Origin of the sequence: Nocardia halotolerans (genome assembly GCF_042650145.1) — a bacterium.
GTDB lineage: Bacteria > Actinomycetota > Actinomycetes > Mycobacteriales > Mycobacteriaceae > Nocardia > Nocardia halotolerans.
Genome location: NZ_JBHSDL010000014.1, coordinates 1,635,878 through 1,647,992 on the forward strand (window position 1 = coordinate 1,635,878; position 12,115 = coordinate 1,647,992).

General features: G+C 67.0%; 14 protein-coding genes, 1 pseudogene and 1 riboswitch. Of the genes and pseudogenes, 8 read left to right on the forward strand and 7 right to left on the reverse strand.

The window, feature by feature from the left end; translation table 11 throughout:
• Positions 1 to 36 precede the first annotated feature (36 nt).
• Complete coding sequence (locus ACFO5K_RS18040) at positions 37 to 432, reverse strand: type II toxin-antitoxin system VapC family toxin (RefSeq protein ID WP_378563628.1); 396 nt, start codon at positions 430 to 432, stop codon at positions 37 to 39.
• Between the two features lie 95 nt (positions 433 to 527).
• Positions 528 to 680 (reverse strand): annotated as a pseudogene (locus tag ACFO5K_RS18045) (type II toxin-antitoxin system Phd/YefM family antitoxin); the annotation flags it as partial.
• 112 nt (positions 681 to 792) lie between these two features.
• On the opposite strand from ACFO5K_RS18045, the gene ACFO5K_RS18050 reads away from it, so the two are divergent.
• Both ACFO5K_RS18050 and ACFO5K_RS18055 read left to right on the forward strand, forming a co-directional pair.
• The gene (locus ACFO5K_RS18050) at positions 793 to 1,422 is read left to right on the forward strand and encodes a DJ-1/PfpI family protein (protein ID WP_378563631.1); all 630 of its coding nucleotides are present in this window, start codon (positions 793 to 795) and stop codon (positions 1,420 to 1,422) included.
• The gene (locus ACFO5K_RS18055; RefSeq protein ID WP_378563634.1) at positions 1,419 to 1,904 is read left to right on the forward strand and encodes a MarR family winged helix-turn-helix transcriptional regulator; all 486 of its coding nucleotides are present in this window, start codon (positions 1,419 to 1,421) and stop codon (positions 1,902 to 1,904) included. Before ACFO5K_RS18050 ends, ACFO5K_RS18055 begins: the two co-directional genes overlap by 4 nt.
• Before the next feature lie 24 nt (positions 1,905 to 1,928).
• Here ACFO5K_RS18055 and ACFO5K_RS18060 read toward each other — a convergent pair whose 3' ends face one another.
• Entirely contained in the window at positions 1,929 to 2,477 is a 549-nt protein-coding gene (locus ACFO5K_RS18060; RefSeq protein ID WP_378563637.1) for a YceI family protein, read from the reverse strand.
• Between the two features lie 77 nt (positions 2,478 to 2,554).
• Entirely contained in the window at positions 2,555 to 3,313 is a 759-nt protein-coding gene (locus tag ACFO5K_RS18065; protein WP_449289688.1) for an HAD-IIA family hydrolase, read from the reverse strand.
• Between the two features lie 160 nt (positions 3,314 to 3,473).
• On the opposite strand from ACFO5K_RS18065, the gene fgd reads away from it, so the two are divergent.
• Together fgd and ACFO5K_RS18075 are read left to right on the forward strand one after the other, a co-directional pair.
• Positions 3,474 to 4,484 carry a glucose-6-phosphate dehydrogenase (coenzyme-F420) gene (gene fgd, locus ACFO5K_RS18070; protein WP_378563643.1) on the forward strand — a complete coding sequence of 337 codons (1,011 nt, stop codon included), beginning with the start codon at positions 3,474 to 3,476 and terminating at the stop codon, positions 4,482 to 4,484.
• 39 nt (positions 4,485 to 4,523) lie between these two features.
• Complete coding sequence (locus ACFO5K_RS18075; RefSeq protein ID WP_378563646.1) at positions 4,524 to 5,138, forward strand: Uma2 family endonuclease; 615 nt, start codon at positions 4,524 to 4,526, stop codon at positions 5,136 to 5,138.
• A 108-nt stretch (positions 5,139 to 5,246) separates the two neighbouring features.
• Here ACFO5K_RS18075 and ACFO5K_RS18080 read toward each other — a convergent pair whose 3' ends face one another.
• On the reverse strand, positions 5,247 to 6,104 hold the full coding sequence (locus ACFO5K_RS18080) for an amidohydrolase family protein (protein ID WP_378563649.1): 858 nt from the start codon (positions 6,102 to 6,104) through the stop codon (positions 5,247 to 5,249).
• A 230-nt stretch (positions 6,105 to 6,334) separates the two neighbouring features.
• Positions 6,335 to 7,723 (reverse strand): FAD-dependent oxidoreductase, encoded by a 1,389-nt coding sequence (locus ACFO5K_RS18085; protein WP_378563652.1) that lies wholly within the window; start codon positions 7,721 to 7,723, stop codon positions 6,335 to 6,337.
• Between the two features lie 190 nt (positions 7,724 to 7,913).
• On the opposite strand from ACFO5K_RS18085, the gene ACFO5K_RS18090 reads away from it, so the two are divergent.
• From ACFO5K_RS18090 to ACFO5K_RS18100, 3 genes are all read left to right on the forward strand, one after another.
• Positions 7,914 to 8,372 (forward strand): Rv0361 family membrane protein, encoded by a 459-nt coding sequence (locus ACFO5K_RS18090; protein WP_378563655.1) that lies wholly within the window; start codon positions 7,914 to 7,916, stop codon positions 8,370 to 8,372.
• A gap of 45 nt (positions 8,373 to 8,417) precedes the next feature.
• Positions 8,418 to 8,535, forward strand: a riboswitch (SAM riboswitch).
• Between the two features lie 16 nt (positions 8,536 to 8,551).
• Positions 8,552 to 8,968, forward strand: coding sequence for a rhodanese-like domain-containing protein (locus tag ACFO5K_RS18095; RefSeq protein ID WP_378563658.1), 417 nt, complete (start codon positions 8,552 to 8,554; stop codon positions 8,966 to 8,968).
• A 10-nt stretch (positions 8,969 to 8,978) separates the two neighbouring features.
• Positions 8,979 to 10,187, forward strand: a complete 1,209-nt coding sequence (locus ACFO5K_RS18100; RefSeq protein WP_378563660.1) for an O-succinylhomoserine sulfhydrylase — start codon at positions 8,979 to 8,981, stop codon at positions 10,185 to 10,187.
• Positions 10,188 to 10,304: 117 nt separating this feature from the next.
• Here ACFO5K_RS18100 and ACFO5K_RS18105 read toward each other — a convergent pair whose 3' ends face one another.
• Positions 10,305 to 10,787: a DUF456 domain-containing protein gene (locus ACFO5K_RS18105; RefSeq protein WP_378563663.1), complete on the reverse strand. Its 483-nt coding sequence runs from the start codon at positions 10,785 to 10,787 to the stop codon at positions 10,305 to 10,307.
• Between the two features lie 128 nt (positions 10,788 to 10,915).
• On the opposite strand from ACFO5K_RS18105, the gene ACFO5K_RS18110 reads away from it, so the two are divergent.
• Positions 10,916 to 12,007, forward strand: a complete 1,092-nt coding sequence (locus tag ACFO5K_RS18110; RefSeq protein ID WP_378563666.1) for a CaiB/BaiF CoA transferase family protein — start codon at positions 10,916 to 10,918, stop codon at positions 12,005 to 12,007.
• Positions 12,008 to 12,115: the final 108 nt, after the last annotated feature.

Genomic DNA, 12,115 nt, shown 5'->3' on the forward strand with positions numbered 1-12,115 from the left:
ACGGGGTTCGGTGTGAGTTCGGTCGCCGCCCCCGGACTACCGAACCGGGTCGTATACCGCGAAGCCCAAGTGCCCGGCCACGGTGGCCATGTTCTTGTCGTGGGTCACCACCGTGAGATCTTCCAGACCGCTGCGCAACGCGGAGGCCAGGTGGATGGCATCGAGTGTCCTGATGTGCGAAATGATCGCTTCCGCCTCGTTGAGGACCGCGTGATCAACCGGGATGATGTCGACATAGTCGATTATCCGGTCCCGATCCAGCACCGGCAGACCCTCGCGCCGCAATACCCGGGTGATCTCGGTGCGCAGCAGCCGCGAGGAAAGTACCCGGTCGGTACCACCGGCAGTGGTATCGAACCACTCGGCGGCCTCGGGCGAGTGCCCGAGAATGATCCTGATCGCCACCGACGAATCGAGATAGTACGACCTCACCACTCGCCTTTCTCCGATTCGAGCAGCTCATCGATCGAGGCAGCCGTTCGGAGCTCGTGGCGCGCGATGGCCCGGGTGTCGGGACGCCCGTCGACCTTGCGCGGGATAATCTGCGTCGAGGAGACGGCGGGCACGATGTAACCGACGCGGTGACTGTGCCGGGTCAGCTCATAGACCTCGCCCGACTCGACGTCGGCAACCATGGCCGACGGGTTCTGACGCAGCTCACCGACACTGATGGACTTCATCAGCTCAGCGTACCCGAAAAATGTCTACCAATGTCTACACCCGCTCTCGGCAGCAGTCGGCAGTTCAATGCCATTGACAGCATGCTGTCATAAATGACAGGATGCTGTCATGATGAAGAAGACAGTTCACGTAGCGGTGTACGACACGCTGGCCGATTGGGAGGTGGGCGCCGCCACCGCGCACATCGCCAACGGCTCCTTCCATCGCGAGCCCGGCACCTTCGAGGTGGTGACGGTGGGACTCACCACCGAGCCCGTCACCACGACCGGCCGCATGCGGGTGACGCCGGATCTGGCCGTCGCCGATCTCGACCCAGCCGACAGCGTGATGCTGATCCTGCCCGGCGCGGATCTGTGGGAGGGCGAGCAGCTGACCCCCTTCGCACACAAGGCGAGGCAGTTCGTCGAAGCCGGTGTGCCGGTCGCCGCGATCTGCGGCGCCACCTTCGGGCTGGCCAAGGAAGGGCTGCTCGATGACCGCGCCCACACCAGCAATGCCGCGGAATACCTCGGCTACAGCGGCTATTCGGGCGCCGAGCACTATGTCGAAGCGCCGGCCGTCACCGACCGTGACGTGATCACCGCCGATGCCATGTCGCCGTTCGAATTCGCCAGAGAGGTCTTCGCGCGGCTCGGCGTATACGAGCCGCATGTGCTCGACGCCTGGTACAAGCTGTTCGCACAGAAGGACCCCAGCGGGTATGCGACGCTCGCCGAATACGAAGCGACCCAGGCGAGTTGAACACCGAACAGGAACTGTTGGACAGCGCCGCGCTCACGGTCTACCGGCTCAATGGCCAATTCCTCACCATCGGTGACGGATTGGCCGCCCCCGCGGGCATCTCGGTCGCCTGGTGGCAGGTACTGGCCGCGGTGCAGCAGCAGCCGCTGCCGGTCGCGGGGATCGCCCGGGCGGTGGGTGTCACCCGGCAGAGCGTGCAGCGGATCGCCGACCTGCTGGTCGGCCAGGGCATGTGCGAATACCGCCCGAATCCGGCGCACAAACGGGCCAAACTCGTGGCGATCACCACGGCGGGCGAGGCCGCCATCGCGCGCATCGACCCCCAGCACGCGGCGATGGCGCGACGGGTCGCCGAGGCGCTCGGGCCCGCCGAGTTCGCCACGACGGTCCAGACGCTCACCAGGCTGTCGGCGGCCCTGGAATCGATCATCACCGCCGACGACCCGGCCACACGAACAGCGCCCCCACCACCGGCAGGGTGATGAGGGCGTCGAATCAGCGGTGGATCAGCTCTGCAGCACAGCCTCGATCTCGAGGGTGAGGGTGATCTTGTCGCCGATCACCGCGCCGCCGTCGGGCAGCGGCATGTCGATATCGAGCCCGAAGTCGCGGCGCGAGACCACCGTCTTGGCTTCGAATCCGGCGACCGGGCCGTTGCCCATGCCCGGGCTCACACCGACGAACTCGACCTCGAGCGAAACCGGCTCGGTGTTGCCGCGCACGGTGAACTCACCGTCGACGACGAATTCGCTGCCTTCGCCGCGGAAGCCGGTGGAGCGGAAGGTCATCGCCGGGAACTGCTCGGCATGGAAGAAGTCGGCGGTGCGCAGGTGGTTGTCACGCTGGGCGTTGTCGGTGGTGAGCGAGTCGACGCGGATTTCGGCGTGCGCGGTGGCCGAGCCGTCCTCGCCGATGACGAGTGCGCCGTCGAAGTCGGTGAAGCGGCCGCGCACCTTGCTCACCATCAGGTGGCGTACCGAGAACGCGACGGTGGAGTGGGTGGGGTCGATGGCCCAGGTGCCTGCGGTGAGTCCGTTGGCGAGTGCGGTGGTCATGAGCTCTCCTTTGGTTGCCATGGCAACTATAACCACGGCGGGCCACGACCTATTCCGCTGAGGCGCACCTCACACGGTCAGCCGGCGAACGGGTTATCGGTCCGCCCGAGCAGATCGGCCACCGAATCGACCACCATCGTCGGCCGGAACGGGTAGGCCTCCAGCGACGACTTCGTCGAGATTCCCGAGGTCACCAGCACCGTGCGCATGCCGGCCTCGAGCCCGGCGATCACATCGGTGTCCATCCGGTCACCGATCATCACCGTCGACTGCGAATGCGCGCCGATCTGCCGCAACGCCGAACGCATCATCAGCGGATTCGGCTTGCCGACGTAGTACGGCTCCTTACCGGTGGCCCGGGTGATCAGGGCGGCGACCGAACCGGTGGCGGGCAGCACGCCGTCGCGCGAGGGCCCGGTGGCGTCCGGGTTGGTGGCGATGAACTTCGCACCGCGATCCACCAGGCGGATCGCGGTGGTGATCGCCTCGAACGAGTAGGTACGAGTCTCGCCGAGCACCACATAATCGGGGTCGCTGTCGGTGAGCACATAGCCGATCTCGTGCAACGCCGTGGTGAGTCCCGACTCCCCCACCACGTACGCGGTGCCGTTGGGGCGCTGGTCGTCGAGGAAGGTCGCGGTCGCCAGGGCCGAGGTCCAGATCGACTCCTCGGGAATGTCCAAACCGGTGTGCCGCAGCCGGGCCTGCAGGTCACGCGGGGTACGGATCGAATTGTTCGTCAGCACCAGGAACGGGATCTCGTTGCCACGCAGTTCGGCCAGAAACGCGTCGGCGCCCGGAATCAACTGGTCCTCGTGCACCAGCACACCGTCCATGTCGGTCAGATACGACAAGATCTGCTCATCCTTGGAGGTCACCTGTTCATCATCCGCTGAAACGGCACGCCGCGGGTGACGAAACGTCGGCCTGTCCTCGGTCGGCCGACGGCGCTAGGGTCGGGTGGCAGGGACGGCGCGGCAGAAGGAGTGGCGGAGAATGGTTGAGCTCAAGCTCGGATACAAGGCATCGGCGGAACAGTTCGGGCCACGTGAGCTCGTCGAGCTGGCGGTGGCCGCCGAGCAACACGGTCTCGACAGCGCGACCGTGAGCGACCACTTCCAGCCGTGGCGGCACAACGGCGGCCACGCACCGTTCTCACTGGCCTGGCTGGCCGCGGCGGGCGAGCGCACCGACCGGATCATGCTGGGCACCTCCGTGCTCACCCCCACCTTCCGCTACAACCCCGCGGTGATCGCACAGGCGTTCGCCACCTTCGGCTGCCTCTACCCCGGCCGGGTGATGCTCGGCGTCGGCACCGGCGAGGCGCTCAACGAGATCGCCACCGGTTACAAAGGCGAATGGCCCGACTTCAAGGAACGCTTCGCCCGCCTGCGCGAAGCCGTCCGGTTGATGCGCGAACTGTGGCTCGGTGACCGCGTCGATTTCGACGGCGACTACTACCACACCGTCGGCGCCTCGATCTATGACGTGCCCGAAGGCGGCATCCCCGTCTACATCGCCGCCGGCGGCCCGGTGGTGGCCAGATACGCCGGCCGCGCCGGCGACGGTTTCATCTGCACCTCCGGCAAGGGCATGGACCTCTACACCGAGAAGCTGATGCCCGCCGTCGCCGAAGGCGCCGCCAAAGCCGACCGCGACCCGGCCACCATCGACAAGATGATCGAAATCAAGATCTCCTACGACACCGACCCCGATCTCGCACTGGAGAACACCCGCTTCTGGGCGCCCCTGTCCCTGACCCCCGAACAGAAGCACGACATCACCGACCCGATCGAAATGGAAGCCGCCGCCGACGCCCTGCCGATCGAACAGGTCGCCAAGCGCTGGATCGTGGCCAGCGACCCCGACGACGCCGTCGCCCAGATCCAGCCCTACCTCGACGCCGGTCTCAACCACCTGGTCTTCCACGCCCCCGGCCACGACCAGCTCCGCTTCCTCGACTTGTTCCAGCGCGACCTGGCCCCCCGCCTGCGCGCGCTGGGCTGAGGACCTGGCGTGAGCACAGTCCTGACGTAGTCTGGCGACATGTCGACACCGCGCCATGACCCGCCGCGGATCGTGACCGCCGAGGAGTTTCTCGATGGGCCGGCAGATGCCTTCGGTGAGATCCACGACGGTGTGATGGTCGAATGTACGGCACAGAGCCCCATGCACGACCGCGTGGTGCATCGGCTCCGATCCGCACTGGAATACGGGATAGACCCGAACGGGCCGTGCCGCGAAGTACACGGCGACACGCCTATGCGGCTCGCAGACAACGACGACGCCGACCCAGCACGCCGACTGTGCGCCCGATACCCGGACTTGATCCTGCGGGACTGTTCCGATGGTCCCTACGATGCACAACACGTCGCCGACCAAACACTGATCGTTGTCGAGGTGACGTCGGAGAGCACCATCGACAGCGACATCGGCATCAAACGTGAGCTCTACGCGCGCGCGGGCATTCCGATGTACCTGATCGTCCATTTCGACAAGGACTGGCAGCACATCGCCATGATCGAGGAGCTGCGCCTGGACTGGTCAGGACGACGGTATGTCGGCTGGAACAAGCACACCGACGCCTTGGTGCTGACCGAACCGGTCAAAGTCGCCGTCATGTTCGAGGACCTACAGAGCCCCCTGCCACGCCGTCCGTGACACCGAAGCCAGCCGCCGTCCACCCGTCGCAACAGCGGAAGACCAAGCCGGGCCAGGCGGTCGACTATCTCGTTGGGTACGGCTTTGGAGTTCGTGTTGTTCGAGGGCCTACTCGATGATCGGGAGGGGGCGGGTGTGTTCGTCGCCTGCGCCCGGTAGGTCGGAGCGGGGGATCGGCAAGGTGGGGTTTTCGGTGCGGGGCAGCTGGAAGTCGGTCGCGGGGCGCTGTGCGGCCGGGAGCCGGTAGCACTCGCGGGCGTTGTCCTCGAGCACCGCGTGCGTATCGGCGCCGACGACGTGGCGGATCAGATCCACATCAGCGTCCTCGAACGGGCGGCCCGCGCGGGTACCGGGAAGATCCGAACCGAACATCAGCGCACCCGGATTCACGGCGTGGATGCGGCGCAGCGTCTCGGCCACATCCATGTCGACCCGGCCGAAGCCGGTCGCCTTCACCTTGGCCCCGCGATCCACCAGGTCCAGCAGATACGGCAGCCCCTCCTCGGACATGCCGAGATGGTCGATGACCAGGGCGGGCAGCTTGGAGATCACCGGTTGCAGCGAGGCCAGCATCTGACCGTCGATGTAGAGCTCCACATGCCAGCCCGCGAGCTCGTGCGCGCGCAACGCCTGCAGGGTCATCGCGGTGATGTCGGCGGCCGCGCGCTTGAGATTGAAGCGCAACGCCCGCACCCCGGCCCGATCGAGCTCGAGAATCTCGTCGTCGGTAGCGTCCAGGTCCAGCCGGGTCACCCCGACCCACCCCGTACCGAGCGCGCCGAGCGCGGCCTTCAGATAGGACTGATCCGTACCTTGGAACGACGCGCTGACCACGGCGCCACCGCGAATATCGAAGCCCGACATACGGTCTCGATAGTCCTCGATGAGGTACGGCTCGGGCAGGTAGCCTTCGTTCTCGATCAGCGGAAACCGCGGATCGATGATGTGGACATGCGCATCGAACACCTGTACAGAATGCCCTACTGTGTTTGTTTGAGCGCTGGCGCGCTCGAGGTTCGCGGCCCCTTGTGTCCCGACGATCAGGCGCCGTTGCTTGCTCCTTCGTCGCGTACGCAACGGCGCCTGATCGTCGGGACGGCCACGAACCGCCGCTTCGCGGCGGCCCCTCCTCGAGGTCGGGGCGTACGGGGCTGGGTTTTCGCGTCGCGGCACCGCCTCTGAGGCCGCTGCGATTGTTACGCCTTGTTCGGCTCCGAGGCGCGCAGCATGTCTTCGCGCTCGACGACCTTCACGCGCTCGCGGCCCTCCGGCTCGCCCAGGGCGCGCTCGTGCGCGTCGAGGCGGTACCAGCCGGCCCACGTGGTGAACGGGATGCCCTTGGCCTCGAGGAACTCGGTGACGGCGTCGAGTTCCGGCTTCGCCGCGGGGGTGAAGTCCTTGGCGTCGTCGAGCAGGCAGGCGATGGTTTCGTTGGCGTCGCCCTTGGTGTGGCCGATCAGGCCGACCGGGCCACGCTTGATCCAGCCGGTCACATAGGTGGCGGGCATGAAGCGGGCGTTGCCCTCGGCGGTCTCGTCGGCGATCACGCGACCGGCTTCGTTGGGCACGGTGCCCGCCTGGTCGTCGAAGGGCAGCTGGTTGATGTTCTGCGACAGGTAGCCGACGGCGCGGTACACGGCCTGCACGTCCCACTGCCGGAACTCGCCGGTGCCCTTGACGTTGCCGGTGCCGTCGAGCTGGGTGCGTTCGGTCTTCAGGCCGACGACCTTGCCGTTGTCACCGACGATCTCCGACGGCGACTCGAAGAAGTGCAGGAACAGCTTGTGCGGGCGGTTGCCCTGGTCGCGAATCGCCCACTGCTCGAGGGTGTTGGCGACCATGTCGACCTGCTTGGAGTTGCGGCGCGCGGCCTCGGAACCCTCGTCGTAGTCGATGTCCTCGGGATCGACGATCACCTCGATCGTCGGGGAATGGTCGAGTTCACGCAGCTCGAGCGGGGTGAACTTGGCCTGGGCGGGGCCGCGGCGTCCGAAGACGTGCACCTCGACGGCCTTGTTCTCCTTCAGGCCCCGGTAGACGTTCGGCGGGATCTCGGTGGGCAGCAGCTCGTCGCCGGTCTTGGCCAGCACGCGGGCCACGTCCAAGGCGACGTTGCCGACGCCGAGCACGGCGACCTTCTCGGCCTCGAGCGGCCACACCCGCGGCACATCGGGGTGGCCGTCGTACCAGGACACGAAGTCGGCGGCACCGTAGGAGCCGTCGAGATCGATGCCGGGGACCGGCAGGGCGCGGTCGGCGTTGGCGCCGGTGGAGAAGATCACCGCGTCGTAGAACTGACGCAGGTCGTCGAGGGTGATGTCGGTGCCGTAGTCGATGTTGCCGAGCAGGCGCACCTGGTCCTTGTCGAGAACCTTGTGCAGGGCGGTGATGATGCCCTTGATGCGCGGGTGATCGGGGGCCACGCCGTAGCGGATGAGGCCGAACGGCGCGGGCATGCGTTCGTAGAGGTCGATGCTGACCTCGGCGTCGGACTTCATCAACGCGTCGGCGGCGTAGATACCGGCCGGTCCTGCGCCCACGATCGCAATGCGGAGCGGGCGGGTCGCTGCACTCTGTTCGGTCATCTTTACGCGCACCCTTTGGTCGAGAACTGATTTGTCGGCGTCAACTTAGCTTAGGCTAAGTCCCGTTCCGGCTATTGGCGGCTGCCATCGACGTCGGCAGCCGACCGCAATCATGGCGATTCTAGCTGCGGCATTGCGGCCGCCCGGCGTGCGGTGTGGCTGCCCGCGCGGGTTCTGACAGGATTACAGCATGAACGAGGAGCAAACAGGCTCGGACGAGGCGCCCGTCGTGGTCGATCAGACCGACAAGCGGTCCGTCGTCCCGTTCGTCGCGGCCGCTGCGATCGCGATCGTCGTGCTCATCGGCATCGTGCTCGGCGGACTGCTCGCGCCCGCTGAGAAAAATGTCACATTGGCCGATCGGCTCGCGGCCGCTGTCACCAACTATATCGACGCTCGCGCGCGCACCGAGCAGCGTCCGCCGCCCGGCGTCGCCTGCGCGGGCTTCGACGAGGTGAAGTCCGGGCTCAGCGACCGGCTCGGCGGCCCGAAATCAGCGGTGACGCTCGACAAGAAGGGCTTTTCCAACCCCACCGTCAACGGCGATCGCGGCAAAATCGACGCCACCGTCTCCTTCGACGGCAAGACCGAGTCGAGCACCTGGAACCTGACCCGCGTCGACGGGGAATGGCTGGTGTGCAACCCGTGAATCGTTTGACACGGTGACCTGTGCCGGGGCAATCTCAGATCGCAAGGTCACGAGTGCCAGCGCCAAGCCCCGGCTCGCTGGTCGGCAACCCTCCTCCGCGGTGGGGTGCTCCGGGTGACGACCTGGCCGTGTGACGGGTGTTCCGCCACGGCAAGAGCGGATTCAGCAGGAGGTTCGACATGACTTATGCCGGCGACATCACCCCCGAGCGGGCATGGGAGATCCTGACCGAGCATCCGGGTGCGGTGCTGGTCGACGTGCGCACCGAAGGCGAATGGGAGCGGATCGGTATCCCCGACACCAGCTCCATCGAACGCCCGGCGCACTTCATCGAATGGGTCGACGGCACCGGCACGCCCAACCCCGCCTTCGGCACGCAGCTCGAACAGGCGCTCGCCGACCGCCCCGCCGACGCGCCCGTGGTGTTCCTGTGTCGCTCCGGTCAGCGTTCGGCACACGCGGCCGGCGTGGCGACCGCGGCGGGCATCGCCCCGTCCTACAACGTGCTCGACGGTTTCGAGGGCGGCCCCGACGCGTTCGGGCAGCGTGGCAGCACCGGCTGGCGCGCCGTCGGCCTGCCGTGGCGTCAGGCATGAGGAGACTCGCATGATCACCGGTGGTTCTTTCGACAAGCCACTGCCCGAGGGGGTCGGTCCCGCCACCCTCGGCGTGCGCGGCGGTCTGCGCCGTTCCGGTTTCGACGAGACGTCCGAGGCGCTGTATCTGACCTCGGGGTTCGTCTACGAGAGCGCCGAGGCCGCCGAGGCCGCGTTCACCGGCGACGCCGAACACTTCGTCTACTCCCGTTTCGGCAACCCGACGGTGGCCATGTTCGAGGAGCGCATCCGCCTGCTCGACGGCGCCGAAGCCGCCTTCGCCACGGCCTCTGGCATGTCGGCGGTCTTCACCGCGCTGGGCGCCCTGCTGAAGGCCGGTGACCGGCTCGTCGCCGCGCGCAGCCTGTTCGGTTCCTGCTTCGTTGTATGCAACGAGATCCTGCCGCGCTGGGGCATCGAAACCGTCTTCGTCGACGGTGACGACCTCGAGCAGTGGGAGCAGGCCCTGTCGGTGCCCACCCAGGCCGTGTTCTTCGAAACGCCCGCCAACCCGATGCAGACCCTCGTCGACGTGCGCAAGGTCAGCGAGCTGGCCCATGCCGCAGGCGCGAAAGTGGTGCTGGACAACGTCTTCGCCACCCCGCTGCTGCAACGCGGCTTCGAACTCGGCGCCGACGTGGTGGTGTACTCCGGCACCAAGCACATCGACGGCCAGGGCCGGGTACTCGGCGGCGCCATTCTGGGCGCCAAGGACTACATCGACGGCCCCGTCAAAACCCTGATGCGCCACACCGGTCCCGCCCTGAGCCCGTTCAACGCCTGGACCCTGCTCAAGGGCCTGGAAACGATGCCGCTGCGGGTACGCCAATCCACCGAATCGGCCCTGCGGGTCGCCGAGTTCCTGGAGTCGCACCCCGCGATCGACTGGGTGAGATACCCCTTCCTGCCCTCACATCCGCAGCACGACCTGGCACTGGCGCAGATGTCGGGCGGCGGCACCGTCGTCACCTTCGCTCTGCACGGCGACGACGGCAAGAAACGCGCCTTCGAAGTGCTCAACCGCCTGCGCATCATCGACATCTCCAACAACCTCGGTGACGCCAAAACCATGATCACCCACCCGGCTACCACCACTCACCGGGCGATGGGCCCCGAGGGCCGCGCCTCGATCGGCTTGTCCGACGGGGTGGTTCGCCTCTCGGTCGGCCTCGAAGACCTCGAAGATCTTTTGAGCGACCTCGACCACGCCCTGAGCTGAACTGTGCGGTTCACGGCACTCTGTGGCCGGGTCGCACCGTGTAGGGCACGGCTCGGCATGGCGACGATCGCTCGCGTTACGCGGGTCGAGTGCGGCTTGTGTCGGGGAACGGGATCTTCAGGCCAGCACCGCGCCGACCAGCCATACCCCCGAGGCGATCAGGGCGCCGAACAGTTCGACCAGCATGGACAGGCCCACGCCCTTGAGGGCGTGCGCGGTGGCGGGCCAGGCCAGGTCGTTGGTTTTCAGGCGGTGTAGTTCGGCGAGGTAGACGCCGAGGACGAAGCCGATGAACAGGCCGATGATCGGGATGACGAAGAAGCCGATCACGCCGAGGACGGCGCCGATCAGCAGCGCCCGGTTGGACACGCCCGCCTCCCGCATCCGCCGGCCGGGCCAGGTGTATTTCACGACGCCGGTGAGCACCAGCGCGACCGAGGCGATGGCGAATACCGTCCAGGCGGTGGCGCCGCCGGTGAGGAATGCCCAGACCGCGATGGCCGCGAAGATGAGCAGCACGCCCGGCAGGATCGGGACGATGATGCCGAGGAGGCCGACCAGAATGACGAGGCCGACGATGACCTCACCCCACACACTCACTACCGGGTCCTCCCGTTGTCGCGCCGAGTCGCGCTGAGTCGAATTCTCGCCCATGCCCTACCCGTGCCGCCATCCCAGCGCTATTGTCGGGGTGTCAATACCGTTCGACGACGAACAGAGGTCATCACGTGAGCACCACCGCCGGACAGGGCCCTCTCGCGGGCATCAAGGTCGTCGAGTTGGCGGGCATCGGACCAGGGCCGCACGCCGCGTTGCTGCTGGCCGATCTCGGCGCCGACGTGGTACGGGTGCAGCGTCCCAAGCAGCTGCCCGGTTTCATCGAACGCCCGCAGTGGCGTGGCCGCACCATCGTCGAGGCCAACCTGAAGGACCCCGCCGACGTCGCCAAGATCCTCGACCTGGTCGAGAAGGCCGACGTGCTGCTCGAGGGCTTCCGCCCCGGCGTCACCGAACGCATGGGCCTGGGCCCCGACGACGCGCTGGCGCGCAACCCGCGCCTGGTCTACGGCCGGATGACCGGCTGGGGCCAGTACGGCCCGATGGCCGACCGCGCCGGCCACGACATCAACTACATCTCGCTCACCGGCGTGCTCAACGCGATCGGACGCAAGGGTGAGCGGCCGGTGCCGCCGCTGAACATGGTCGGCGACTTCGGTGGCGGTTCGATGTTCCTGGTGTTCGGCGTGCTCGCGGCACTGCTCGAGCGCCAGAACTCCGGCAAGGGCCAGGTGGTCGACGCGGCGATGGTCGATGGGGCGCTGGCTCTTTCGCACTTCGTGTGGGGCATGCGCGGGGTCGGCCTGTGGTCCGACGAGCGCGGCGAGAACCTGCTCGACACCGGCATGGCGTTCTACGACACCTACGAAACCTCCGACGGCAAGTACATGGCGGTCGGCGCGATCGAGCCGCAGTTCTACCAAGAGCTGCTGGCCGGACTCGGAATCGACCCCGAAGGCCTGCCCCAGCAGCTCGACCCGGACCGCCAGGAGGAGTTGCGCAAGCTGTTCACCGAGCGGTTCAAGACCAAGACCCGCGACGAGTGGACCGAGATCTTCCACGGCACCGACGCCTGCACGACGCCGGTGCTCACCTTCACCGAGGCCACCGAGAACCCGCACATCGTGGCGCGCACGGGGCTCGTGGAGATCGACGGTGTGGTGCAGCACGCCCCGGCCCCGCGCTTCTCGCGCACCCCCGGCAGCGTGCCGACGCCGCCGCCGACGGTGGCGACGCCGATCGAAACCGTCTGGGCTGACTGAGTTCTCGCCTAGGTCATGTCTCCCAATAGCTTCAACCATTCGACCGTAAGGGCCATGACGATCCCGGCTCGGTAGGTGCAGGCCAGCTTGTCGTAACGAGTCGCGACA